We start from the raw sequence: 24,865 nt of genomic DNA, 5'->3' as shown, positions 1-24,865 counted from the left end.
ATACGATTTTTCGTTGTTGTGGTCGCAAGCCTATGCCGGAACGTCGCCGCTGCCAACGGTCCAGCGCGCCCCTGACAGGTAAACGAATGATGAATGGGCGTCTCAGCGCCGGTTCAACCGCCAAGGCGCAGAACTCGTCTCACGGTCGATCACACGCATCGACATGGCTGCACAACGCGGCCCAAACCAGGAGACATCAAATGTTCAAGACCACTGTTCTGGCCCTCGTCATCGGCCTCACCACCGCCGCCACCATCGTTCCCAGCAATGCGCTCAACATCGCCGCGCCCAATCACCCCAAGAAGCCCGTCTCCTCGAGCGACGAGGAATGTTCCTACCAGCTGAACTACATGCCGCGCGTCACCCGCGCGCACATCGAAGCCATTCAGGACCGTCATGTCTATTTGATCCCGGTCTGCGAGGACGGCCTTCTCGGGCGCGATGACTACGGCTGGCTGTTCACCTCTGGCAATGTCGGCACGCTGCGCCTGCCGATCGCCAACAATGCCACGCTGATGTCGGCGCTGACCGCCGAAGGCTACGACCACCAGGACGTCGTCTCGCTGCGCTTTGGCGGCGACGGCAGCATCGCCCTCTACGTCCACCAGCGCACCCTGCGCTGAGGCAATGGCACCCAACCCTGCCCGCAAGATGAACGGTTTCTGAACGACGCTCTCACGATCAGTTCAAATCGTATCGGGCAGGGTGATCCCAACAACCGAACTGTCCCGGGGGGACAAAATGAACAAGCAACAGGAAAAAGTTCTGGTCGCCGCGCTCTGCGGCCTCGTGATTGCCGCAGCTGGCGCCTTTGCCGTGCAGCCCGCCATGGCCGCCGGCTACCAGGTCGACCAGCTGGCGCAGGTGACCGGCGTGGCCCATTGGGACAAGCTCAATGTCCGCAAGTGGCCCGCCTCCTATTCGCAGAAGATCGGCGCTTTCAATCCCGGCAGCCATGTCTGGGTCGAGCGCTGCATCGAGGCCCAGTCCGGTGCCGATTGGTGCCTGGTCGGGGCGCAGGACACCGCCGGCTGGGTCAATTCGCGCTACCTGACCGTCGTCCACGACTGGGACCTCTAGTCCCAGTCGTCGTCGGTGGCGGCGGAGACCCGGCTGGATTGCGGTTCAACCATCGCCGCAGATCGTAGCCACAAGCCATGTCGGGTCTCCACCCTCGCCGATGCGAGTTTCGTGCCTGCCTCCTTCCCATGCTCTGTTGACTTTTCCGGTCCTGCGCTGTTCGTGAGAACGGCCTGGACCGGAGTTTTTTTATGATGGAAGCCAATCCCATTCTTGCCGAAGCCATCCGCGGCAACTGGGTCGAGAACCGCCACCGCGGCGCCTATGTGGTGGTCGATGCCGATGGAAAGATCATCGCTTCGGCCGGCGACATCGAGCGCCCGATCTTTCCGCGCTCGGCGATAAAATCCATGCAGGCGCTGCCGATCTTTGCGCGTCATGCCGAAGGCAAGTTCCATCATACCGAGGAAGAACTGGCGCTGGCCTGCGCCAGCCACCATGGCGAGGCCGAGCATGTTGCTACGGCCAATGGCCTGCTGACCCGCATTGGCCTGTCGGCAGCGGACCTCGAATGCGGGGCGCATGCGCCCACCAATGCGGCGGCCCGCGAGGCGCTGCGGGCGGCCGGGGCGGAGCCGAGCCCCTTGCACAACAATTGCTCAGGCAAGCATTCAGGCATGCTGAGCGTGGCCCTGGCCATGGGCGTGCCAACGGCCGGCTATGTCTCGCGAGAACACGAAGTGCAGAAGGTCGTTCGCGCCGCCGTGGAAGCGGTAATCGGCGAGAGCCTGACCGAAGGCAAGTGCGGCACCGACGGCTGCTCGATTCCGACTTTCGCCGCGCCCCTGCGGGCCTTCGCCTATGGCTTTGCGCGGATGTCGACCGGCAAGGGCCTGCCCGATGAACTGGCCACGGCCGCGCGTCGCCTGTTCGATGCCGCCACGTCCCATCCGCATCTGGTGGCCGGAACCGACCATCCCGACACCCTGCTGATGCAGGCTTTCAAGGGCCGGCTGATGCAGAAGGGCGGCGCCGAAGGCGTGCAATGCGGCGCCATCCGCGACAAGGGCTGGGGCTACGCCATCAAATGCGACGACGGCAACATGGCCGCCTCCCACGCCATGCTGGCCGGTGTGCTGCTGAAATTTGCCGACCCCGATGCCGAACAGCGTGCGCTCATCGAGACTCTGGCGCACCAGCCCATCAAGAACGTGCGCGGCGCCACTGTGGGCGAGATGCGGACGGTAGGCTAACTGCCCAGCGAAACATTGGGATAGCGTTCGGCATTGCCGGCGAGATCGGCTTCCACGATATCGGTCCAGGCTAGGCCCACCACGGCATGCTGGCGCGCCGTGATCGCATTGCCGCCGATATGGACCCTACCGGCGCCATCCACCACGCTGACGCCGATGCCGATATCGCTCTCGCTGATCACATTGCCCGCGATCAGCACATTGCGCAGGAAGGTGCCGTAGCCGGCGGCGATGGCGACACCCGGCACGCCCTGCACGGTGTTGCCCGTGATGGCGGTTTCCGCCTCGGCGAAGATGCCGATGGGGATGGTATCGGGGTTCACCGCCGATGCCGGGGCGATATTGCGCACGATATTGCCCTGGCATACCGCGAGCTGGCCGCCACTATCCAGATTGGTGATGGAGATCCCGGTGGCAGCGCCGTCGATGATGTTGTTGGCGATGACCGATCCCGAGAATTCGAATTCCGAGAAGATCGCCACTTCGCCCGAGCGCAGGCAGGTATTGCCGCTGACCTGGCTGTTATTGGTCGCGTTGAGACGAATTGCGGTGAAGGCGCAGTCGGCGATGTGATTGTCGGCGATGATGACTTCATCGGCCTTGTAGACGTTGATGCCATTGCCGTTCTGCCCATTGCCGCCGCCGCGCCAGTCGATATTGGCGATGCGATTGGCTGATATGATGGACCCGTCGGGGCCGCTTTCGCCGCGCCAGATGCGGATGCCGGCATTGCCGCACCCATCGATGCGGTTGCCTGAAATCAGCAACCCGCGGCTGTCCATGGCGTGGATGGCAGCATCGCCGATGTCGTCGAATTCACAGTCGCGAATGGTGGCTGCGGCGTCGACGATGCTGACGGCAATGCCCGGCGCGCCGCGGAAGGCGCAGCGCTCGAGGGTGATGTTGTCTGCATATTCGAGGGAAAGCAGGCCCTGCGTCCCTTCGGCCGTGCCGCGCCCGGCAAAGATGATATCCCGCAGCACCAGCGCATTATGCTCGTGAATGCTGCCGATCGTGCCGCCGCTGATGGAGGCGATCGTGGTGCTGCCGGGAACGCCCTCGACAATGAGGTTGCCGGGTAGGTCGAGCCCCTGCGCATAGATGGTGCCGCGGGGCAGGCGCAGCACCTGGCCGCTATCGGCCGCCCGGCCGAGCGCATGCTGCAGGATGTCGCTCTGGTCCGCGTCCGAACCTTCCACAAGCCCGAGCGTGGTCGCATCGAGCACCGATTGGGCGCGTGCCGCCGGGGTGGCGGCCATCACGGCAAACGCTGCGAGGACGTTACGGCGGGTGGCAAGCATGGTTTTCATCATGCCGCCATTGTGCCGCGCCGGGCCGGATCCCGCCATTGGCAATGGAAAACAGAGTTACGAGTTGTCCCGCCGGGACGGGGGCGGCTATAAGAACCCAACTCACAGGATGGCGGCGCGATGCTCGTTGACGACAAGATCTTCCTCGGCACCAGCACGCATCCGGAATACCTCGCGCTCAAATATGGCAATCGCCATGGCTTGGTGACCGGCGCCACCGGCACCGGCAAGACGGTTACCCTGCAGGTCATGGCCGAGGGATTTTCGGCCGCCGGCGTGCCGGTCTTTGCCGCCGACATCAAGGGCGACCTGAGCGGCGTGGGCAAGATGGGCGTGGCGCAGGGCTGGCAGACCCAGCGGGCCCAGGATATCGGCTTCGCCGAGTTCAAGGATGACGTGTTCCCCGTCATTTTCTGGGACCTGTTCGGGCGGCAGGGCCACCCGATCCGCGCCACCATCTCGGAAATGGGCGCGCTGCTGCTCAGCCGCCTGCTCGAACTCAACGACACGCAGGAAGGCGTGCTCAACATCGCCTTCAAGCTGGCCGATGACGAAGGCCTGCTGCTGCTCGACCTCAAGGACTTGCGTGCACTGCTGGTCGATATCCAGGAACGGGCCAAGGAAATCTCGACCCGCTACGGCAATGTGACCACGGCCTCCATCGGCGCAATCCAGCGGGCATTGCTGGTGCTCGAACAGCAGGGCGGCGAATCGTTTTTTGGCGAGCGGGCGCTTGAAATCGCCGACCTGATGCGGACCAACAGCGATGGGCGCGGTTTCATCTCGATCCTTGCCGCAGACGAATTGATGCGAGCACCGCGGCTCTATGCGACGTTCCTGCTCTGGATGCTGAGCGAACTCTTCGAGGAACTGCCGGAGGTCGGCGACGCAGATCGGCCCAGGCTGGTCTTCTTCTTCGACGAGGCACATCTGCTCTTCGATGACGCGCCCAAGGTGCTGATCGACAAGGTCGAGCAGGTGGTCAAGCTGGTGCGCTCCAAGGGCGTGGGCGTCTACTTCGTCACGCAGAACCCGGTCGACATTCCCGAAACGGTGCTGGCCCAGTTGTCCAACCGGGTGCAGCACGCCCTGCGCGCCTATACGCCGCGCGAGCAGAAGGCGGTGCGTGTCGCGGCCGAGACCTTCCGCCCCAATCCGGAATTTTCGACCGAGGAGGTCATCACCCAGCTCGGCATCGGCGAGGCGCTGGTCTCGGTGCTCGGGGAGAAGGGCATTCCCTCCATTGTCGGGCGCACGCTGATCCGCCCGCCATCGGCGCAGGTGGGCCCGCTCAATCCCGCCGAACGCGAATCCATCATCGCTGGCTCGCCGGTCGCGGGTCTTTATGACAATCCGGCCGATCGCGAATCCGCCTTCGAAATCCTGGCCCGGCGCGCCCGGGACCGGCAGCTGGCCGAGGAACGGCAGCGGCAGGACGACGAGCTGCGCAAGACCGAGCGCACCTATCAGGACGCTGCGCCACGCCGCAGTTCCAACCGGCAGACGCCGGCCGAGGCCGCGATGAACTCGCTGGCCCGGACCGTGGCCAACCGGCTCGGCAGCGCGCTGGTCCGCGGCATCCTCGGCGGCCTGAAGCGGGGACGATGAGCATGCTGGAGCCCGCCATCTCAGCGCCGGTCATTGCCGTTTTCGCCTCGGACAAGGGACCGGGTGATCCCGAGCGGGCTTCGATCATGAGCCAGGCGGGCAGCTATTTCGCCAAGCGCGGCGCCCGCATCATCTGTCTCGCCGAAAACGGCATCATCCCGGTGCCGCTGATCACCGCGGCCCGCACCGCCGGTGGCAGCGTCGAAATCGTCGCCGATGCATCGATCACGCTCCCGCCCGCCCTTGCCGGCGTGACCATGGACGTGTTGCCCGAAAAGAGCGACCGGTTGGCGCGCATGGTGCAAAGGGCCGAGGCCTATGTGGCTCTGCCCGGCTCGCTGGCTTCGGCTTCGGCGCTGTTTGGCACCTGGGCCGCCGCCAAGGCACAGGGCCGCACGCCCCCGGTCGTCATGCTCAACCGCCACCGGGCCTACGAAGTCATGCGCGGCTACGCCGCCGACGTGCTGTCCCCGGGCCTGCCGGGCTATGACCGGGCGGTGCAGTTCGCCGATTCCATCGAGGACCTGTGGGCCAGGTTGCTCCGGCTGGTGACAGAAGCGCGGTAGCACTTCACCTCTCCCTTTGGGGGAAAGGTCGGCGCACAGCGCCGGTGAGGGGGCCTTCCCCTCGCACTGCATCCAGTAAAGGCCCCCTCACCCGACCCAAGAGGGTCGACCTCTCCCCCAAAGGGAGAGGTGAGAGAAGCCTACCCGTCGAGCCCGGGATGGCGCGGTTTGCGGCGGTCGGGAAAGAGCGGGACGACGTTGTCGCTGCTGCGGCGGGTCGGTACCGGTTGCGGCGCGGGCATGGGCATGCGGTTGCGCCGTTCCGGGCCGCGATAGCCGCCAAGCACCCCCACGACGCTGCGGCTGCGCAGCCGCGCCTGGATGCGCTGCAGCAGATGGCGCGGCGACATCGGCTTGATGATAACTTCGTCAATGCCGGCGCTGATGGCCTGGTGGCGCATCGGCGGGGTGATGGTGCGTGTCAGGGCGATGACGGGCACGTCCTGGCTGATCAGCGTGTGGTTGAGGCGGATGGACTCGACCATCTCATAGGCCGGACGCCCCTCGCGATCGAAATCACAGACCAGCATGTGGAGCGGGGCGATGCGCATATAGGCAACCAGGTCGATGTCGCTATCGAACTGCCGCACCTTGAGATGCGAGTCGCCAGCCACCACCATCGCCAGCAATGACGATAGCGCGGTATTCGCCGCAATGATGGCAACGACCTTGGTCGGCTCTGACAATGACGTCCCCCCGAATGGTAAACAGACCGTTACCACGGCTCGCTGGAGCGTTGAAGGGTGGGGCTGGCGAAATGGCTAATGGCTGGGGAAAAGTGGATGGCGGGGGATAAAAAAGCCCGCCGGCGCGGGGCGCGAGCGGGCTGGATATTGTGTCACCGGGTCATCCCCGCGAAGGCGGGGATCTCCGTTTTGGATGGCTCAGCAAACAAAGATTCCCGCCTTCGCGGGAATGACCCGGTGAGAACAGGAAGGATCTGTGGGCACTACGCCTTGGCTTCTTCGAACATCAGCTCGACATGGTCCCAGTTCACCAGGTTGTCGAACCAGGCTTCGAGGTATTTCGGGCGGGCATTGCGGTAGTCGATGTAATAGGAATGCTCCCACACATCGACGCCCAGGATCGGCTTGCCGCCATGGACCAGCGGCGACTCCCCGTTCGGGGTCTTGCTGACTTCGAGCTTGCCGTTCTTGAGCGACAGCCAGGCCCAGCCCGAACCGAACTGGGTGGTGCCGGCGGCGATGAAATCGGCGCGGAACTTGTCAAAGCCGCCAAGGTCGGAATCGATGGCCGCCTGCAGCTTGCCTGGCAGCTTGTTGCCGCCGCCATTGGGCTTCATCCAGTTCCAGAAGTGAACGTGGTTGTAGTGCTGGCCGGCATTATTGAAGAGACCGGCATTCTTGCCGTAGCTCTCCTTGACGATGTCCTCGAGCGGCAGGATTTCGAGGCCCGAACCTTCCAGCAGCTTCTCGCCATTGGTGACATAGGCCTGATGGTGCTTGTCGTGATGGTATTCGAGCGTCTCCGCCGACATATAGGGGCCGAGCGCGTCATAGGCGTAGGGCAGGGGCGGCAGGGTGAACTTGGTGGACATTGTGGCCTCCGATTGGGATAGACGCTGAGGGGAATGGCCTTGGTATAGGCCGATTATGACGCTGCAACAATCAGTTGGCGGGAAATGATCCTTCCAATCCGACGGCGTTCAGCGCAAAGGCGTAGCACATCGCCGTTTCCTTGAGCCGGTCGAAGCGGCCGGATGCACCACCATGACCGGCGCCCATATTGGTGCGCAGATACAATGGCGCCGTGCCGGTCTTGGTTGCGCGCAACCTGGCGACCCATTTGGCCGGCTCCCAATAGGTGACTCGCGGATCGGTGAGCCCGGCCAGGGCGAAGATCGGCGGATAGTCCATGGCCGCGACCTGCTCATAGGGCGCATAGGCCGCGATGCGGGCATAGTCCTCGGCCGAGGCCAGCGGATTGCCCCATTCGGGCCATTCGGGCGGGGTGAGCGGCAGGGTCTCGTCGAGCATGGTATTCAGCACGTCCACGAACGGCACCTGTGCCAGGATGCCGGCCCACAGATCGGGCCGCAGATTGGCTATGGCGCCCATCAGCATGCCGCCGGCCGAGCCGCCCTGGGCCACGATGCGGCCCTTGGACGTATAGCCCTTGTCGATCAGCATCTCGGCCGCGGCGATGAAGTCGGTGAAGGTATTGGACTTGTGCTCGCGGCGGCCCTGCACATACCAGCGATAGCCCTTCTCCATGCCGCCCCGGATATGGGCGGTCGCATGCACGAAGCCGCGGTCGACCAGCGACAGGGCCGAGATCGAGAAGGCCGAAGGCATCGACATGCCATAGGCGCCATAGCCATAGAGCAGCGCCGGGGCGGAGCCGTCGAGCCTGGTGCCCTTCCGGTAGAGCACGGTGACCGGAACCAGTTCGCCATCGGCGGCGGTGGCAAAGAGCCGGCGCGTCTCATAGTCATCAGGATTATGCCCCGAGGGCACTTCCTGCTCCTTGAGCAGCGTGCGGATGCCGGTTTCGAGATCGACGTCGTAGGTCCGCGACGGCGTGGTGGGTGATGAATAGGTCAGGCGGAACACCGAAGTGTCGAACTCGTAGCCGACCGACATGCCCAGCGAATAGGCCTCTTCGTCGAACTTGACGGTTTCTTCCTTGCCGGTCCGCAGGTCACGCACGACGATGCGCGGCAGGCCCTCGTGGCGCTCGAGGCGCAGCAGGTGGTTCTTGATGACGACAGTGTCGAGGATCAGCACGCCCTGCTGGTGCGGCACCAGATCGGTCCAGTTCTCGGCACCGGGATTGTCGACCGGAGCGGTGACGACCTTGAAGTCCTCGGCGCCATCGGCATTGGTTCGGATGTAGAGAACGCCGTCGCGCTCATCGATGTCATATTCGCGATCGGTGACGCGTGGCGCGACCAGGCGCGGCGCGCCACCCAGCTCGGCATCGATCAGCCAGCATTCCGATGTCTGGTGGTCATGCGCATCGATGACGATGAACTTGTCGCTGAGGGTGCGGCCGACGCCGACGAAGAAGCCCGGGTCCTTTTCCTCGAAGATGATGGGATCGCTGGCCTGGCCGGTGCCGATGACGTGCAGCCGCACCCGATAGGGGCGGTGGTTGTCGTCATATTCGGTATAGTAGATCGCCTTGCTGCCATTGCTCCAGACATAGGAGCCGGCAGTGTCCTTGATCACCTCCGCGCTGTCCGTACCGGTCTCGAGGTCGCGGATGACGATGTCATAATATTCCGAGCCCGCGCGGTCGGCGGCCCAGGCCAGGTAGCGGTGGGACCGGTCATGCTCGGCCCCGGCAAAGCCGAAATAGCCCTCGCCAGCTTCGACATTGCAGTCGAGCAGCACCGTCTCGGGACCACCATTGCGGGCGGTGCGCACGATCTGGGGATACTGCTTGCCCTCCAGCATGCGCGAATTATAGGCGAACGGACCATCGGGCGAGGCAATGCCGCTGTCATCCTCTTTGATGCGCCCGCGGATCTCCTTGTAGATCGTCTCCTGCAAAGCCGCGGTCGGCTCTCCGAACTCGGCCTCGTAGAAAGCGTTCTCGGCCTCGAGATAGGCGCGGATTTCCCCATCCAGCGTCTCGGGCTGCTGCATCACCTCCTGCCAGTTTGCCGCGCGCAGCCAGTGATAGGGGTCCTCGCGCCGGATGTCGTGGAACGTGACGACATGCGGCTTCCTGGTGGCGACGGGCGGAGTGGCTTTGGTCATGGGATGATCCGTGAGGCGGGTTCATTCACATAGGGCGAGGTAGCAGGGATGGGAAGGGGCTTGGGTCACGACCTCTTCGCCGTCGGAGGAGATGGAGCGGCGTCTTCATCCGCATAACTGGGGAGGCGACGGCGGCGGGACGGGATAAGGCCCCGTTTTGTCTTGTTCGCCAAGGCTCAATCGTTAAGGTCTTGCCAGTCCGGCCATAGAGTCGGCGCGGGGAGTATTGCAGTTGGGGCCTGGCATGGATGCAAGCATAGCGCTGGTGGCGATCGCGCCATTTGTCGCCGCTTTGCTGGCGCCGCTGGTTCAACGCGCGGCCCGGCCCTTTGCCGGCTGGGTGCTGGCACTTGTGCCCGCAGGTCTGTTCCTGCTGCTGCTGACCATGGTCGAACCGGTCATATCAACCGGGGCGATATCGGCGCGTATCGGCTGGATTCCGACCTACGGGCTCGACCTCTCCTTCGTCGTCGATGGGCTGAGCCTGACCTTTGCCCTCACCATTTCCGGCATCGGCACGCTGATCGTGCTCTATTCCGGCGCCTACCTCAAAGGTCACCCCCATCTAGGGCGGTTCTTTGCGTTCCTGCTGGCCTTCATGGGTGCCATGCTGGGCCTGGTTCTGGCAGACAACATGCTGGCGCTGTTCATGTTCTGGGAGCTGACCTCGGTCACCTCGTTCCTGCTGATCGGCTTTGATCATACCAGGCAAGCGTCCCGTCGCGGCGCCATCCAGGCGCTGGTCATCACCAATATCGGTGGCATGGGCCTGCTGGTCGGCGCCATCCTGGTGCATCAACTCACCGGTGTCTGGGACATGAGCGCGCTGGGTGACGAGATTCGCGCCAGCGGCCTCTATGGCCTGGTACTCGCCGCTTTCCTCGCCGCAGCCTTCACCAAGTCGGCACAGGTGCCGTTCCATTTCTGGCTGCCCAACGCCATGGAAGCGCCGACCCCGGTTTCGGCATTTCTGCATTCTGCAACCATGGTGCAGGGCGGTGTCTATCTGCTGGCGCGGACGACGCCATGGCTTGGCGACACGCAGGTATGGACGCTGATCCTTGTCTGCGTAGGCGGCGCGACGCTGCTGTGGGGCGCCATCGGTGCGCTACGCCAGACCGACCTCAAGCAGATGCTGGCGCAGTCCACCATCGCCTCGCTGGGGCTCTCCGTCCTGTTGATCGGGCTGGGGACCGAGGCGGCAATCGCTGCCATGCTGCTCTATTTCGTGGCCCACGCACTCTACAAGGCGGGCCTGTTCATGGTGGCCGGCGCCATCGACCATGAGGCCGGCACGCGCGACATCACGGTGCTCGGGGGGCTCGCCGACAGCATGCCGGTGACCTTCATCGCTGCTGCGCTGGCCAGCCTGACAATGATCGGTCTGCCGCTGACGCTTGGCTATTTCGCCAAGGAAGAGATGTATCTGGGACTGGTAACCGGGCAGTGGCCCGACATTGCCGTGCTGGCGGTGCTCCTGGCGGGCAATGCCATGCTCGCTGGCCTGGCCATGCTGGTGCTCGTCAAGCCGTTCCTCGGACCGGTTCTGCCGACGCCGAAATCCGCGCATGAAGCGCCCATCGCCATGCTTGTCGGTCCCATCGTTCTCGGAGCGGCCAGCATCGTGGCCGGAGTCATGCCCGACTGGCTGGGCCACACTTTGCTCGAACCCGGTACGCTGGCCATTCTGCGCGAGACGGTGAGCAGCCATCTGTCGCTGGCGATCAATCCGGCAAGCGTCCTGCTCTGGCTGTCGGTGGCCACATGGGTGCTGGGCTATCTCGTCTATCTTCAGGCGGCGGCGGTTCGCACGCTGGCGCGGCGCTTCGAGGCGGCGCTTGGCTGGACGGCCGACACCGTGTTCGATGTCGTGATGTTCGGGCTGATCCGTTTCTCGGGTGCAGTGACCCGATTGCTGCATCACGGCCGGCTCGAAGTCTACCTGGTTACGGTGTTCGCTGCGCTGGCGCTGGCGCTGATCCTGCCAGTGCTGATGCTTGGCGGTTACGACGTGCTGCTGCCGACCGCCGAGCTCGGTGACTGGTCGGCCAAGCTGAGTTGGCCGGATCTGCAGCTCTACGAATGGGGCATCATCGCCCTGGCGCTGGTTGGGCTCGGCGCGGTGTTGCTCGCCCCCAACCGGCTTGTGGCCATTGTCGCCCTGGGCATTCAAGGCACGGCCGTGGCTCTCATCTTCCTGCTCTTGGGTGCGCCGGATATCGCCTTCACCCAGTTCATGGTGGAAATCCTGTCGGTGGTGATCCTCGCGCTGGTGATGACCCGGTTGCGGCTCGACGAACGCGATCACCGGCAGCTTGAGGACCTGGCCCGCGACGGCACGCTGGCGCTGGTTTGCGGGGCCGGTGTCAGCCTGTTCCTGATGGTGGTGCTATCGGGGACGCTCGATACGCGGCTGTCGGACCTGTTCGCTGCCACCAGCGTGCCGATTGCCCATGGGCACAATATCGTCAACGTGATCCTGGTCGATTATCGCGGCTTTGATACCTTGGGGGAAATCTCGGTGGTGATGGCTGCCGGCATTGCCGTCATGGCCTTGTTGCGTCGTGGGCCAAAACGACCGGTTCCACCCGCTCCTACTTCCCGGCGGTCACAAAAGGCGGCATCATGAACACGGTCATCTTCCGTACCATCACGCCGTTGATCGTCGCGATCATGCTGGTCTTTTCGGTCTATGTCTGCCTGCGCGGTCACAATGAGCCCGGCGGCGGGTTCATCGGCGGCCTCATTGCCGCCTCAGCTATCGCCATTCTGGGTATGGCAACCGGTGCCGAGGCGGCGCGGCGCGCCCTGCGTCTGGACCCGTTGGCCATTGCCGGCTTTGGCGTGTTCATCGCCGGCCTCTCCGGCCTGCTGTCGCTGTTTACCGGCTCGCCATTCATGACCAGCATCTGGCTCTATCTCGAACTCGGGCAGACCACCTTGCCGCTCTCCACGCCGCTGGTCTTCGATATCGGGGTCTACCTGGTGGTTTTCGGCACCATTGCGACGATCGCGCTGGCGCTCGAAGGCGAGGGCGAGGAGGACCTTTGATGGAATACGTACTCGCCTCCCTCGTAGGATGCTTTGTGGCGCTGGGCGTCTACCTGCTGCTGTCCCGTTCGGTCATCCGCATGCTGCTGGGGCTGGTGGTGCTGGGCAACGGGGTGAACCTGCTGATCTTTACGGCGGGCCGGCTGACGCGTGGGGCCGCACCCATCGTGCCGCCGGGGCTCGACCAGCCTGACGGGGTCATTGCCAACCCGCTGCCCCAGGCGCTGATCCTCACCGCCATCGTCATTGGCTTTGCCATGTTCAGCTTCCTGCTTGTGCTGGCATTCCGCGCCTACCAAAGCCTCGATGCAGACAATACCGACACCATGCGCGTGGCTGAGCCGGTCGATGCGCCCAACCCGCCGCTGAGCTACTGACATGGCGGAACTGGTGCCATCCGCCATGATCGAGACCATGACCGCCGCCGCTGACTGGGTGGTCGTGCTGCCGCTGGTCCTGTGTCTGATGGGGGCTGCCGCCACCCTGATGCTGCGCCGCTCCGGCCGGCTGACCTTCATGTTCTCGCTGCTCATCCTGGTGGGCGTCATCGCCTGCGAGGTCACCCTGCTGCTGCGCGTGCTCGACAGCGGCCCGCTTTCCATGACCATGGGCAAGTGGTTGCCGCCATTCGGCATCAGTTTCACCGCCGACATTTTTGGTGCCGGCTTCGCGCTGGCTGCCGCGGTCGTGACCTTGGCGGTCCTGGTCTACGCGCAGGGTGAGCGGGGCGCCGACGATGGCCGCGACGGCTTCCATTCGATGGTGTTGCTGCTGCTGGCGGGCGTCACCGGCTCGTTCCTGACAGGTGACCTGTTCAATCTCTATGTCTGGTTCGAGGTGATGCTGATCGCCTCGTTTGGGCTGATCGTGCTGGGCGGAAGTCCAGCGCAGCTCGATGGTGCGGTCAAGTACGGCTTCCTCAATTTTCTCGCCACCACCTTCTTCCTGCTGGCGCTGGGCCTGCTCTATGGCCTGCTCGGCACGCTCAACATGGCCGATATCCTGCGCGTGGCGCCATCAGCCAACCCCGCGGCCATGGCGGGCGTGGCGGCGCTACTGCTGCTGGCCTTCGGCATGAAAGCCGCCGCCTTCCCGGTCAATGCCTGGCTGCCGGCTGCCTATCACACGCCCCCGGCGGTGATTTCGGCACTGTTCGCCGGCTTGCTCACCAAGGTCGGTGTTTACGCCATGCTGCGCTCGCTGGTCGTGCTGCTGCCGGCCAGCCGCGATCTGCTCGAGCCGGTGCTCGTTGCCGTTGCTCTGGCGACGCTGTTGATCGCCCCATTGGGCGCCATCGCCGAGACCAATCTGCGGCGAGCCATCGGCTTCCTCGTCATCGGTGGCGTCGGCTCGGTGCTGGCAGGCATCGCCATTCCGTCGCTGGCCGGCGTCAGCGGCGCCGGGCTCTACGTGTTCCACGCCATTCTGACCATGACGGCGCTCTACCTCGTCGCCGGCCTCGTCGAACGCCAGACCGGCGAGACCGACACGCGCCGGATGGGCGGGCTCTATGCGGCGAGCGCGCCGGTCTCCATGCTGTTTTTCGCCCTGGTCCTGGCAACGGCGGGCGTGCCGCCCTTTCTCGGCTTCTGGCCCAAGCTGCTGCTGCTGCAGGCGGGGCTGGCTGAAGCGGGTTGGTCGGGCGGGCTGGTCGCGATGGCCCTGATCCTCAATGCCATTCTGACGCTGATTGCCGGGTCGCGCCTCTGGGCGCATATTTTCTGGCGCTCGGCGCCCGAGGGTGCTGTTGCCCCCGCGGTCGCATCCCGCCAGGGCGAATGGCTTCGCTTCGGGGCGGCAGGGGCACTTGTGGCCGTGGTGGTCGCGGCCGGCCTCTGGCCCAATGGTCTGTTCGAGGCCCTGCGCCTGGGTGCACCGGATCTGCTCGATCCCGCCCGCTATGTTGCGGCTGTTGGCCTGGCAGGAGGCTCGCCATGAACCCGATGATGATCGTCATTATTCTGGCGCTGATCTGGGCGGCCATGACCGGCACGTTCAGCGGCCTGAACCTGCTGCTGGGCGCCGGCATCGGCGCGGTCGCTGTGCTGCTGCTGCGCCGCAACCTTGCCCGCGGCCGGCGCCTGCGCCAGGTCCGCAGCGTGACGGCGCTGGCCCTGCTGTTTCTCTACGAACTGGGCGTCAGCGCGGTGCGCGTGGCAATCGTGGTGCTGACGCCCGACATGAAATCGGTCCTGCGGCCGGCGATCATCGCTTTCCCCCTCAGCGTCAAGTCTGATGCCGAGATCACCTTGCTGGCCAACCTTATCACGCTGACGCCAGGAACCCTGAGCGTCGATGTGAGTGAAGACCGCAGCCTGCTTTATGTCCACACGCTGACGCTCAGTACGCGCGAGGCCCTCATCGCCGATATCGCTGCCGGCTTTGAAGCCAAGGTACGGGAGGTCTATGCATGACACCGGCTGATGTCCTGCACTGGACGACGCTGATTGCCCTGATCCTGTTGGGACTGGCGCTGCTGGTCTCGGTGGTGCGCATCATCATCGGGCCCACACTCGCCGATCGAGTGCTGGCGCTGGATTTGATGACGGTGGTGGCCATGGGCTTCGTCGGCGCACTCGCTATTCGCACCGGGCAGATGCTTTATCTCGACATTGCCATCGCGCTGGCCCTGCTCGGTTTTCTCGCCACCATCGCCTTGGCGCGCTACGTGCTGACCCGCCGGCCCAATCCCCGCGGTGAAGCCCCATGATTGCCGCTATCACCATCTATGCGGGTTGCGGGCTGCTTCTGCTGGGGGCTGTGTTCAGCCTGATCGCCGCCATCGGCGTCGTGCGCCTGCCTGATCTCTTCACCCGGATGCATGCCGCCTCCAAGGCGGGTCCGGTGGGCGCCGGACTGGTGCTGATCGCGGTTGCAGTGGTGAGCGGCGATGTCGGCGTGGCGCTGCGGGCAATAGTCGGCTTTGTATTTCTTTTGCTCACCACGCCCGTTGCGGCTCATCTCTTAGCAAGGGCAAGTTATCGCACCACTGATCAATTGCACATGAATATGGTCGTCGATGAACTCAAGTCTAAAACCGGCCAAAATCCTGACGCATGATTGCCCCTATTGTAGCATGTTAATCGAACCATTTTGGGTTGCGGACAGCATTAAACAGACATAGGAATGAATCATGGCCGTGACTACACACCGTTGCGGCCCAATAAGAACAATGAAAGGTTGAAAAATGAGTGACACCGCCGGCGCGGCGAACGGTTACGAGCACGACCTGATCGAGCTCAGCACCGAAATCGTCTCAGCCTATGTGAGCCACAATTCCGTAAACGTCACCGATTTGCCCAAGCTTATCGCCGACGTTCACGGGGCTCTGCGCTCTCTGCAGAACAACGAGGTCCAGGTTCCCGTTGAGGAACTCAAGCCTGCAGTGCCTGTGCGCAAGTCCGTCGCTGCCGACTACATCATCTGCCTCGAAGACGGCAAGAAGTTCAAGTCGCTCAAGCGCCACCTTCGCACCCACTACAATCTCTCGCCGGAAGAATACCGCGAGAAATGGGGCCTGCCGGCCGACTATCCGATGGTTGCCCCCAACTACTCGGCCACCCGCTCCAAGCTGGCCAAGGACAATGGCCTGGGTCGCAAGGCCGCCTGACGCTTCTTCCGCTACGAGACGTCGCGCCCATCCGGGCCCCGGCGACAAATGAGATCAAACGGTCGCCGTGAGGCGGCCGTTTGATTTTGTGCACCCCACTTATCCCCGTCGGGCTTTACTCATCGCAGTATCTAGGAATAAATTCCTTGTACGTGATGAGGCCCGCAGATGCACGACTCTCCCTCCACCCTTGGAGCATATCGGCCCGCCCGCCGGCGGCCGACGGCGACCGGTCCCTGCGACCAGGTCATCGCGCTGGTAGCGCGGCAGAAAAATGTCCCGTTGCAGATGTTTACGACTCGCCGCCGTCATCGGGCGCCCGTCGCGCGGGCCCGGCAACTGGCAATGTACCTGTCCCATGTCATTCTCGGTCGCACCCTGACGGAGATCGGCGAAATATTCGGGCGGGATAGGACAACTGTCTCATACGCCTGTGCTCTGATCGAAGACCTGCGCGACAACCCGCAATTCGATGACGAAGTCAGCGCGCTTGAGCGGCAGATCCAGGCGGGGGCAGGGACCCATGGCTAGCACGCGCGACGACGATGTGCTGTCCCGGCTGGCAGGCAACCGCGACGGCGCCGGACCGGCCTTTCTCGCCCCCCATCACCTTGCGGCGGCCCAACGCCTCGAGCAACTGGTGCGGTGGGCGCAACTCGCCCCGCGAGTCACCATGTCCTATGATCTCGCCAATGTCGGCGGTCGGGCCAGGTCAGGCAATGGCGTCGAAACCGCCTCGGACGGCGCGGCGGACGCGCGGCTGCGGCTCAGCCGGATCGCCTCGGCGCTGCCGGCCGATTGCTGGGGCGTCCTTTTCGATGTCTGCGGCCTGGGCAAGGGCCTGCAACTGATCGAGACCGAGCGACGCTGGCCCCGGCGCAGCGCCAAGCTGGTGCTCCGCATCGGCCTCGACCAACTGGCCAGCCAGTTCGGCCTGTCCGCGCAGGCCACGGGTTCTGGCACCGGCACCCGCCACTGGTTGGAGGAGCGCCTGCCCCTGATTGCAGAGGACGCGGCAAGTGCAGGCTGATTGGTAACAATTGCTGCATGTCTGTCGTGGTAGAACGACAGCATGCAGCACAAGTTCATCTCGATTCAATACTTGCGCGGGCTGGCTGCCGTCCTGGTGCTGGCCTCGCATGCGCTGCTCTATCCGCTGCTCGAGCGCGACCTGGCCTTTGGCCGGCTGGGCTGGCTCGGCGTCATCCTGTTCTTCGTCATTTCCGGCTTCATCATGGTGGTGGTGACGGGGGAGGGCCGCTTCTCCGCCGTCGGCTTCCTGCGCCGTCGCTTCATCCGCATCGTGCCAATGTATTGGGGGGCGACCGTGCTTGCCGCGGCCCTGGCGCTGCTGGCGCCGCATTTGTTCAAGACCACGGTCTATGACACCGGCCAGCTCCTGTCGTCGCTGCTCTTCATCCCCTTCTACAATCCGGCAAGCGGCGGCATCCATCCGCTCTACAAGCTCGGCTGGACGCTCAATTACGAAGTCTTCTTTTACGTCTGCTTCGCCTTGCTGGCCTTCCTGGGCGCCAGGGCGCGCGTGATATGGCTGACGGTGGCGTTCACGGCGCTGGCCGCTCTTGGCGCGCTGCTGCAGCCGCAGGCGGCCATCCCGCAATTCTATACCAGCTTCATGCCCCTGGCCTTCTGCGCTGGGGCCTGGCTGGGGCTGGCGACGTTGAGCGGTCAGGCCGGCGCGCTCTCCCGGGCTGGCGTCGCTGTTGCGCTGGTCCTGGCCATGCTCGGCCTGGCCGAGGGCTTTGCGGTCGACCGCGGCAGTTTCGTCGAGGACGGCTTTGCCTTTGCCGGGTTTGTGGTGTTTGCCACGGTGCTGGTGCTGCTGGCCGTGCGTTTCGAGCGCAGCCTGCCGCGCGTCGCCCTGCTCGAGCAGATCGGCGATGCGTCCTATTCGATCTATCTCGTCCACATCTACGAAGTGGCGGTCCTGGCCGGATTGGCGTTCACGTTGCTGAACCCAGCCGATATCTGGGCGGACTATGTCGTCGCCCTGGCGTCGATCATCGGCGGCACCGTGGCGGGGCTGCTTGTCTACCGCTTCGTCGAGCGGCCGGTCCTGGGTCTTGCCAATAGCGTGTTCGGCGGCCGTCGGCCAGCCGCGGCCGCCCAGGCCGCAGCCGAATAGCTCAGCTCAGCGCCTTGGCTTCGGAGCGAATGCGGTTGACCATCGCCACCAGACCGTTGGAGCGCTGCATGCCCAGATGCTCGCTCAGGCCGATCTCCTTAAACCAGGCGATAGCGTCGGTCTCGGCAATCTCGGACGCCGGCCGGCCCGAATAGAGCGCCAGCAGCACGGCCACCAGGCCCTTGGTGATGATGGCGTCGGACTGGCCCCGGAAGCTCATGACAGCCGCGCCGCTGGAGCGGTCCGCGCTGGACACCAGCCAGACATTGGACACGCAGCCCTTGACCTTGTTCTCGGCGGTCTTGTCGACCTCCGGCATGTCAGGCAGGGCCTGTCCGAGCTCGATGAGGTAGTTCAGCCGGTCTTCCCAATCGTCGAGAAAGGAGAGGTTTTCGGCAATGTCCTGGAAGGCTTGGGGCTCGTTCATGCCCGACTATCTAGTCAAAGCACGACGCCATTACCAGAGCGGCATTGTCCGCCGCTCCGGTCGTTGACCGTCAGGCCATGGCCGCGTGTTGCCGGACCGGCGCAGTGTGGGCCTGTGCAGGCGACCAGTTGTGGCGGTGGGCGGCGCGGCGTGCCCGGGCGCGCTTGATGTCCTGCCGGCGTGGCAGTGGGAAGGCGGCGCTGCGATAGAGCGCGGCGAGGTCGTCGCCCGCATAGGTGGCGTCGTCGACCTTGAGCATGGCGCCATGGAGGCTGACGGGGGCCGCTTCTTCGAAGGCGAAACGGATGGCTTGGGCGGCGCTGGCAAAGCGGCGCGCGCCCTGCGCGATTGCAGTATTACGGTCGCTGCCGAGATAAAGCTCGGCGCGAGCGTTGAAGTCTGGAAATGTCATTGATGTCTCTGATGGCCCGGGCTGTGCCACGGGGCCTTGTCTATGCTTCCGCCAACGGCGCGAAGCGGTGGCCGAGCCCGCCGAAGCGGGCCCGGCACAGGTCTTTACTTGACGAGCGTCAGGTTCGCAGCCGAGGCCTTGCCGTCACGGCCGGTCTCGAGCTCATAGGTAACCTTGTCGCCTTCATACAGGCCCTGCAGGCCCGAACGCTCGACAGCCGACACATGGACGAAAGCGTCCTTGCTGCCGTCTTCGGGCGAGATGAAGCCGAAGCCCTTGGTGGAATTGAAGAATTTTACGGTGCCGGTGATCATGGCGGTATCTTTCGTATCGTGCCCCAGCAAAAGCCGGAAAGCATCATTGCTGCCTGGCAACATGCCGGGCAGGCCTAAACGCTCTCAAAAACAGGGGGTAACGAAGACCGGTAAACCGGGGATCAGATAGCCATGTAGCTCAAACGTATGGCGAGTATGTAGGCGCTTATCGTGTCGATAGCAAGGCGCGGGTCGATCGAAAGAAAAAGCCGCAAGCACGGGGCAGCGTGCCTGCGGCTAGGGCCAGGGATCGCTGGAGTGCGTCGCTTGGGGAAGTGACGCGGTCCCTGGGGTCTGGTTCGGGGCCCGGGGTGGGCCTCCGCTATCCCGCCCAGTCCGGCCGAGGTCGGGGGATCGGGGCCGAAACAATCGTCGGTGACTCATGCATGGGTGTGCCGACGGGCGGGGAAGACTGGAGCGCGGCGGCAATGACAGCCTTGCCGCCTACGCATTGAAAACTGTCGCATTCGATAGCCTGGATCTGTTCGGAAATGACCTGCTGGCCAGCCGCCATCGCTTCGCTCGAAAGCCGCTGGGCATCGGCGATGTCGACGCCGGGCTTGATCACCATATAGGCGACTGTCAGCCAGAAAACGGAGCGAACGACCAGAAACATAGCTTCTTCCAAGACCTTTGCAGATGCCTGTCGACCTGCATTTGCCCAGACTAGGCTGGCCCCCTTAAGCGCGGCTGGGACATTTCTGTAAAATTTGAGACAAATGCCCGAACCGGTCTTCGGCAGGGCAACACCTTGTTTACGCTAACCCGAGAAAGGCCAGCCCAGCTTACCCTTAAGGCTCTGCCAGCGATGGGATTTAAGCTCGCCTTCAACTCTTGGACCCAGGGTGAGGGCAACAAGACCTGAAGCCATTCAGGCGCGAATGGTGCTCCCGGGATAACCCCGTGTCTTCCCTGGCATCTATGACTGCTGGCGTCGTGATAGTGAGTAATGCGTAATGCGTAGGCTGTTCTCTTTTGGCGCAAGCAAAGAGATGTCCCTGGCCGTTGCCGGCACCGGCCACCGCCCGGAAATGCTGCGCCGCAAGACGCTCGCCAACAATGCCCGCATCCTCATCCTGCTCAGTGCCCTGGCCATGCCGTTCGCGGTATACGGCCTGGTGACAGGCACGGCCTTCCCCTTTGCCGTCGCCGCCCTGGGTCTGGCTGGCGGCATGACCACCCTGTCGCTGCATCAGCGCAAGCTGTTCGAAGCCGCGGCGGCCGGGCAGGTCTATGTCCTGCTGATTCTCGGCTGTCTTTTGACGCTGGCCGATAGTCGGCTTGGCGACACAGGGCTCGCCATCGCCGCCATGGCGCCGATCATGGCATCGCTTGTTGGCCGCCGGGAATTGCGGCGCCAGAGCTGGCTACTGCTCGCCGGCTTGCTGGCGATTGCGGGCCTCGCGACAGCCGTTTCGATCCCTGCAATTCCTGTCGGCGCGGCCGCGTTGATGGCCACGGCCTTCGCCGCCTTCGTGGTCAGCGTCTGCGTGGTGGCGCACACGGCCAACCGCATCAACACCGCCTACGAAGTCCACGACAAGGCGCAGGTCACCGCCTATCGTCACCTCATCGAACACGTGCAGGATGGCGTCATCCGCTTCTCCAGCGACGGCGAAATCCTGCTGGCCTCCTATTCGTCCGAGCAATTGTTTGGCTGCCGCCGCTATGAACTGTCGGGTGGTGGTCTGGGCGAGCGGCTGCATGTGCTGGATCGCCCGGCCTACCTGACCGCCTTCGCCGACGCCAACCAGGGCGGCAAGTCGCGCACCATCGAAGTGCGCATGCGCCAGGACGATCCGCATTCGGCAACCAGTGTCCCGCGCTTCATCTGGGTGGAAGTCAGTCTTTCCCCGGTGCTCGACGCCGAGACCGCCGGCCTGCGCCATGAAGTGGTGGCGCTGTTCCGCGACATCACCAGCCGCAAGGACAACGAGATCGCCATGGCAGAGGCGCGTCGCGCCGCCGAAGAAGCCTCGGCCGCCAAGTCGCGCTTCCTCGCCACCATCGGCCACGAGCTGCGCACACCGCTCAACGCCGTGGTCGGCTTCTCCGAAATGATGACGTCAGGCATTGGCGGCGAGCTGTCGACTACGCACCGCGAATATGCCGGCCTCATCCACCAGAGCGGCAAGCATCTGCTCGAAGTGGTGCGCATGCTGCTCGACATGTCCAGGCTCGAGGCCGGCAAGTTCGAATTGCAGACCGAACCCTTCGTGGCCGAAGATATGATCGAGCCCTGCCTGGGCATGGTGGAGGCCATGGCGAGCAAGCAGCAGGTCACGGTGGTCACTGAAATTGCTCCCCATCTGCCCCTGCTGGTCGCCGATGAACGTGCCTGCCGGCAGATCCTGCTCAACCTGCTGTCGAATGCCATCAAGTTCAGCCATCCGGGCGGGCGGGTGACGGTCAGCCTCAAGCGCCAGGGCCAGAGCCTCAACCTGTCGATCAGCGACCAGGGCGTCGGCATGGCGCCCGAGGCGCTGACCCGAATCGGCGAGCCTTTCTTCCAGGTGCAGGACGGACTGTCGCGCCGCTACGAGGGCACGGGGCTCGGCCTCTCCATCGTCAAGGGTCTTGTCGATCTGCACCAGGGCACGCTACGGGCGATGTCCGAAATTGGGGCGGGGACAACCGTCACTGTTTTGCTGCCCATAAACGGTCCGGCAACAAAGACCGAGGAAACTGCCTCGGTCACACCACTCCGCAAAGAACCGGCCGCTGCTCAGATCCATTCATGGCAAGACGAAAAAAGAAAAGCGCTATGACCGCAACCACCCTTTCGCGCCTGCCTCTGCTGGCGGGTAGCGCCGTCGCAGCCTCGCTGGGCCGCGCCGGCTTGTGGCTATTCTCACGCTACATGCGGGCGCCGCTGGCTTCCACTGGCATGCTGGCGCTGGTCACGCTGACGGCACTGGCCGCCAGCAATGCCCTCTATTTCCAGACGGCGCGGCATCCGTCGCCGTTCTTCGCCCCGGCCATGGATGTTGCAGTGGTGCAGCACGAGGTCGCGCCCCAGCCCATGCCGGCGCCGGAGCGTCAGAGCGCCGTCCTCGTCGCCCCGCCGCCTGATGTGACGCAGGAAACGACAGGTAGTGTTGCCGCTGTCCCGCCGGCAATTCCAACGGCTCCAGTCGGCAATACCGACGCCTTCGCCGTGCAGAAGAAACTGGCCGAGCTTGGCCTGTTCAATGGCACGGTCGATGGCTTCTATGGCCCGATGACCGCCAATGCGATTCGCGCCTTCGAGCAGCGCAATGGCCTCGAGCCGACCGGCGCTCTGACGCCCGACGTGATCGATGCGATCCTGCGGGCCGATGCAGCTGGCATGGTGCCCGTGGCCCAGCCGGCCCCGATCGTCCAGCAGACCGTTGCGGTGCAGCCTGTCGCCCAGCCACAGGCGGCCGTGCAACCGGCGCCGCAGCCCGATCGGGTGGTGGCGCGCTTGCCGACATTGTCGCCGGTGGATGAAGCCGTCGACACGATCGGCAATGCCGCCGCCCAGACCATCGATTCCATTGTGGCCGCCGTCGATGGCGGCCGGACCACGCCGCCCGCACCGGCCGTGAAGCCCGTTCCCGCCCTATCGCTGGCCCCGACCTCGACGCAGCAGATGCCGGCCCCGGTGCAGGTCGCCTCGCTCGAGCCCATGGCCGCGACGACGGTGGCACCGGCCAACAATGTGCAACTGGTCAGCACCATCCAGCAGGGGCTGGCGAGCCTGGGCTTCTATCACGGCTCGATCGACGGCCATCCAGGCGATGCGACCGCCAAGGCCATCCGGGAGTTCGAGAACTTTCACAGCTACCGAGTGACAGGCCAGGTGAAGCCCGATCTCGTCGACCTGCTGCGCCAGGCTGGCGCCGCCATCTAGGTGAGCACGCTTCGCAGCGATCTATGGTGCGGGGTCTTCGTCAGGCGCCACAACGACCTGGGCCACATGTGCGTGGTGGCGCGGCGCGGCGACCCCATTGCCGGTCAGGTGTTCATCGAGGTGGATCACCTCGATGGCACGCGCTCGCTGTTCACGCCGGCCCCGATGGCCAGCCGCAAGGACGATGCCAGCCTGGTCTTCCAGCGCCGCTTTGATCATGTCGAGCCGGCCAAGGTCACCGACCGCATCGCCCGCGAAGTCGAGTTCGATCCCGACCTGTGGGTCCTGAGCATCGACCTGCGCGGCGATGACCTCGGCATCGAAGTCATCTAGCAGGCAAGCTTCAAGCAAACTTCAAGAAATCTTGCGGCAATCAGCCGGCACGCCGCGCGCCGATACGCGCCAATGCTTCGATCGCCTGGTCGACCACCGGGTTGTGCGCCGGAGCCAGCGTGTTGCTCGGCGTACGGCGGCTGGTCTCGGTGAAGGGCTTGTATTCGGGCTTGTTGAGCTCGAGCAGGTTCACCTCGCCGCGCCAGGCGCTCATCAGGTAAGCCATTGATTCCGGAGAGACATTGCCAAACAGCGTGGCAAAATCGGCCAGCGCCCGCGAGCGCTCGCTGTCATGGCTGGTGGCATGGATCAGCACCTTGAGCCCGTCATAGGCCGAGCACCCAAAGGCGCGCAGGATGACAAAGAGCGAAGCGCCGGTCACATCATGCGCAATCTGCCCGCAGCGCACTTCGTCGAGCCCGGTGATCTGGGACAACAGGCGCGTGACCTCGGGGCGGCGGTTTTCGGAGAACAGCTTCATCAGCGCCTTGGTCAGTTCCTGATTGGCGACAGTGAGTTGCTCGATGGTCTTGCTGATCGGCGCCTTGGGCGTCTCGCGATGGGCAAAGGCCTGGATGACCTTGACGCGATCGACATCGGACAGGTCAAAGAAGGCCGGGGCCAGCAGGGCGGCATCGAAGTCGCTGCGCTTGGCCAGCGACTCGGCGACCAGGTGGTCCATCTGGGCCGAACGGGCCAGGGCGCTGAGATAGGCGCCGCGCGGCACGATGGCGAGGTTGGACGCCAGGGCCCGGTAAACCTTGCGCGAATTCATCTGGAACAGCTTGGCCAGCACGACATTGCTGAGGTCGTCGCGCGCCGCGATGGTGGCCGCGCCCGGCACGTCATAGCGAGCGATGATCTCGAGCATGGTGGGCTCGGAGAGTTCGGTCGCGCCAGCGAGGAAGCCGTTGAGGTCCTCGCCGATATTGTCGACCACCAGCTGCTCAAGGGCAGGGGAGAGCATTTCGGCCCGCCCGAGAATGGCTGCGCCCTTGGCGCGGGCCTGCGGTCCGGCAATAGGGAAGAGCCGCCCGGCCAGGGCTTCGAACTGTTCCATTTCGGGAGGGGTCGGCTTGCCGCGCCGCGCATAGGCATCGCAGGCCGCGATCAGCAGGGTATTCGTACGGTCGACGCCGCCTGTCTCAATGAGCAGTTGAAACGTCTCGTAAGGCTGAAAACCAAGCATGTCCGGGCAACCGTCTATTCGGAATCG

Annotated in this window: 28 protein-coding genes; 19 read left to right on the top strand and 9 right to left on the bottom strand. The window is 64.3% G+C overall.

What is annotated here, in order from left to right; genetic code table 11:
* Positions 1-200: 200 nt before the first annotated feature.
* From IH615_RS16735 to IH615_RS16725, 3 genes are all read left to right on the top strand, one after another.
* Complete coding sequence (locus tag IH615_RS16735; RefSeq protein WP_291363582.1) at positions 201-623, top strand: hypothetical protein; 423 nt, start codon at positions 201-203, stop codon at positions 621-623.
* Positions 624-741: 118 nt separating this feature from the next.
* Positions 742-1,080: an SH3 domain-containing protein gene (locus IH615_RS16730; protein ID WP_291363580.1), complete on the top strand. Its 339-nt coding sequence runs from the start codon at positions 742-744 to the stop codon at positions 1,078-1,080.
* Positions 1,081-1,271: 191 nt separating this feature from the next.
* The gene (locus IH615_RS16725) at positions 1,272-2,273 is read left to right on the top strand and encodes an asparaginase (protein ID WP_291363579.1); all 1,002 of its coding nucleotides are present in this window, start codon (positions 1,272-1,274) and stop codon (positions 2,271-2,273) included.
* Here the strand turns inward: IH615_RS16725 and IH615_RS16720 are convergent.
* Positions 2,270-3,574, bottom strand: a complete 1,305-nt coding sequence (locus IH615_RS16720) for a TIGR03808 family TAT-translocated repetitive protein (protein ID WP_291363578.1) — start codon at positions 3,572-3,574, stop codon at positions 2,270-2,272. The genes IH615_RS16725 and IH615_RS16720 overlap by 4 nt on opposite strands.
* A 129-nt stretch (positions 3,575-3,703) precedes the next feature.
* Here IH615_RS16720 and IH615_RS16715 point away from each other — a divergent pair, with 129 nt between their 5' ends.
* Together IH615_RS16715 and IH615_RS16710 are read left to right on the top strand one after the other, a co-directional pair.
* Positions 3,704-5,191: a helicase HerA-like domain-containing protein gene (locus IH615_RS16715; protein WP_291363577.1), complete on the top strand. Its 1,488-nt coding sequence runs from the start codon at positions 3,704-3,706 to the stop codon at positions 5,189-5,191.
* 2 nt (positions 5,192-5,193) lie between these two features.
* Positions 5,194-5,757 (top strand): LOG family protein, encoded by a 564-nt coding sequence (locus IH615_RS16710; protein WP_291363575.1) that lies wholly within the window; start codon positions 5,194-5,196, stop codon positions 5,755-5,757.
* 140 nt (positions 5,758-5,897) lie between these two features.
* On the opposite strand, the gene IH615_RS16705 is transcribed toward IH615_RS16710, so the two are convergent.
* The 3 genes from IH615_RS16705 to IH615_RS16695 form a co-directional block, all read right to left on the bottom strand.
* Complete coding sequence (locus tag IH615_RS16705; protein WP_291363573.1) at positions 5,898-6,443, bottom strand: response regulator; 546 nt, start codon at positions 6,441-6,443, stop codon at positions 5,898-5,900.
* Positions 6,444-6,706: 263 nt separating this feature from the next.
* Complete coding sequence (locus IH615_RS16700) at positions 6,707-7,315, bottom strand: superoxide dismutase (RefSeq protein ID WP_291363571.1); 609 nt, start codon at positions 7,313-7,315, stop codon at positions 6,707-6,709.
* A gap of 70 nt (positions 7,316-7,385) precedes the next feature.
* A complete protein-coding gene (locus IH615_RS16695) occupies positions 7,386-9,482 on the bottom strand; it encodes a S9 family peptidase (protein ID WP_291363569.1) in 2,097 nt (698 codons plus the stop codon).
* Between the two features lie 244 nt (positions 9,483-9,726).
* On the opposite strand from IH615_RS16695, the gene mbhE reads away from it, so the two are divergent.
* The 11 genes from mbhE (at position 9,727) to IH615_RS16640 (ending at position 18,289) form a co-directional block, all read left to right on the top strand.
* Positions 9,727-12,111, top strand: a complete 2,385-nt coding sequence (gene mbhE, locus IH615_RS16690) for a hydrogen gas-evolving membrane-bound hydrogenase subunit E (protein WP_291363567.1) — start codon at positions 9,727-9,729, stop codon at positions 12,109-12,111.
* A complete protein-coding gene (locus IH615_RS16685; protein ID WP_291363565.1) occupies positions 12,108-12,533 on the top strand; it encodes a Na+/H+ antiporter subunit B in 426 nt (141 codons plus the stop codon). The genes mbhE and IH615_RS16685 overlap by 4 nt, the downstream gene beginning before the upstream one ends.
* On the top strand, positions 12,533-12,910 hold the full coding sequence (locus IH615_RS16680; protein ID WP_291363563.1) for a Na+/H+ antiporter subunit C: 378 nt from the start codon (positions 12,533-12,535) through the stop codon (positions 12,908-12,910). The genes IH615_RS16685 and IH615_RS16680 overlap by 1 nt, the downstream gene beginning before the upstream one ends.
* 1 nt (position 12,911) lies before the next feature.
* Entirely contained in the window at positions 12,912-14,471 is a 1,560-nt protein-coding gene (locus IH615_RS16675; RefSeq protein WP_291363560.1) for a proton-conducting transporter membrane subunit, read from the top strand.
* The gene (locus IH615_RS16670; protein WP_291363558.1) at positions 14,468-14,947 is read left to right on the top strand and encodes a Na+/H+ antiporter subunit E; all 480 of its coding nucleotides are present in this window, start codon (positions 14,468-14,470) and stop codon (positions 14,945-14,947) included. The genes IH615_RS16675 and IH615_RS16670 overlap by 4 nt, the downstream gene beginning before the upstream one ends.
* Positions 14,944-15,243 carry a cation:proton antiporter gene (locus IH615_RS16665; protein ID WP_291363555.1) on the top strand — a complete coding sequence of 100 codons (300 nt, stop codon included), beginning with the start codon at positions 14,944-14,946 and terminating at the stop codon, positions 15,241-15,243. The genes IH615_RS16670 and IH615_RS16665 overlap by 4 nt, the downstream gene beginning before the upstream one ends.
* Entirely contained in the window at positions 15,240-15,593 is a 354-nt protein-coding gene (gene mnhG, locus IH615_RS16660; protein WP_291363553.1) for a monovalent cation/H(+) antiporter subunit G, read from the top strand. The genes IH615_RS16665 and mnhG overlap by 4 nt, the downstream gene beginning before the upstream one ends.
* Positions 15,594-15,720: 127 nt before the next feature.
* Complete coding sequence (locus tag IH615_RS16655) at positions 15,721-16,143, top strand: MucR family transcriptional regulator (protein WP_291363551.1); 423 nt, start codon at positions 15,721-15,723, stop codon at positions 16,141-16,143.
* A gap of 168 nt (positions 16,144-16,311) precedes the next feature.
* The gene (locus tag IH615_RS16650) at positions 16,312-16,674 is read left to right on the top strand and encodes a helix-turn-helix domain-containing protein (RefSeq protein ID WP_291363549.1); all 363 of its coding nucleotides are present in this window, start codon (positions 16,312-16,314) and stop codon (positions 16,672-16,674) included.
* A complete protein-coding gene (locus IH615_RS16645; RefSeq protein ID WP_291363547.1) occupies positions 16,667-17,173 on the top strand; it encodes a DUF6456 domain-containing protein in 507 nt (168 codons plus the stop codon). Before IH615_RS16650 ends, IH615_RS16645 begins: the two co-directional genes overlap by 8 nt.
* Before the next feature lie 42 nt (positions 17,174-17,215).
* Positions 17,216-18,289: an acyltransferase gene (locus IH615_RS16640; protein WP_291363545.1), complete on the top strand. Its 1,074-nt coding sequence runs from the start codon at positions 17,216-17,218 to the stop codon at positions 18,287-18,289.
* Position 18,290: 1 nt separating this feature from the next.
* Here the strand turns inward: IH615_RS16640 and IH615_RS16635 are convergent, their stop codons facing one another.
* The 4 genes from IH615_RS16635 to IH615_RS16620 form a co-directional block, all read right to left on the bottom strand.
* A complete protein-coding gene (locus IH615_RS16635; RefSeq protein WP_291363543.1) occupies positions 18,291-18,716 on the bottom strand; it encodes a SufE family protein in 426 nt (141 codons plus the stop codon).
* A 70-nt stretch (positions 18,717-18,786) separates the two neighbouring features.
* Positions 18,787-19,128 (bottom strand): hypothetical protein, encoded by a 342-nt coding sequence (locus IH615_RS16630; RefSeq protein WP_291363541.1) that lies wholly within the window; start codon positions 19,126-19,128, stop codon positions 18,787-18,789.
* 104 nt (positions 19,129-19,232) lie between these two features.
* Positions 19,233-19,442, bottom strand: a complete 210-nt coding sequence (locus IH615_RS16625; RefSeq protein ID WP_291363539.1) for a cold-shock protein — start codon at positions 19,440-19,442, stop codon at positions 19,233-19,235.
* A 322-nt stretch (positions 19,443-19,764) separates the two neighbouring features.
* A complete protein-coding gene (locus IH615_RS16620; protein ID WP_291363537.1) occupies positions 19,765-20,058 on the bottom strand; it encodes a hypothetical protein in 294 nt (97 codons plus the stop codon).
* A gap of 376 nt (positions 20,059-20,434) precedes the next feature.
* Between IH615_RS16620 and IH615_RS16615 the strand changes: the two genes are divergently transcribed.
* From IH615_RS16615 to IH615_RS16605, 3 genes are read left to right on the top strand one after another with little or no spacing between them, the layout of a single operon-like run.
* Positions 20,435-22,210, top strand: coding sequence for a PAS domain-containing sensor histidine kinase (locus tag IH615_RS16615; protein ID WP_291363535.1), 1,776 nt, complete (start codon positions 20,435-20,437; stop codon positions 22,208-22,210).
* The gene (locus IH615_RS16610; RefSeq protein WP_291363533.1) at positions 22,207-23,316 is read left to right on the top strand and encodes a peptidoglycan-binding domain-containing protein; all 1,110 of its coding nucleotides are present in this window, start codon (positions 22,207-22,209) and stop codon (positions 23,314-23,316) included. The genes IH615_RS16615 and IH615_RS16610 overlap by 4 nt, the downstream gene beginning before the upstream one ends.
* On the top strand, positions 23,317-23,649 hold the full coding sequence (locus tag IH615_RS16605; RefSeq protein ID WP_291363531.1) for a DUF1491 family protein: 333 nt from the start codon (positions 23,317-23,319) through the stop codon (positions 23,647-23,649). It begins immediately after the preceding gene.
* A gap of 40 nt (positions 23,650-23,689) precedes the next feature.
* Here IH615_RS16605 and IH615_RS16600 read toward each other — a convergent pair whose 3' ends face one another.
* Positions 23,690-24,838, bottom strand: a complete 1,149-nt coding sequence (locus IH615_RS16600) for a DUF2336 domain-containing protein (protein WP_291363529.1) — start codon at positions 24,836-24,838, stop codon at positions 23,690-23,692.
* Positions 24,839-24,865: the final 27 nt, after the last annotated feature.

Origin of the sequence: Devosia sp., assembly GCF_014860165.1 — a bacterium.
Taxonomy (GTDB): domain Bacteria; phylum Pseudomonadota; class Alphaproteobacteria; order Rhizobiales; family Devosiaceae; genus Devosia.
The sequence above is the reverse complement of the archived record's forward strand: the minus strand, read 5'-3'. Positions and strand labels throughout refer to the sequence as shown.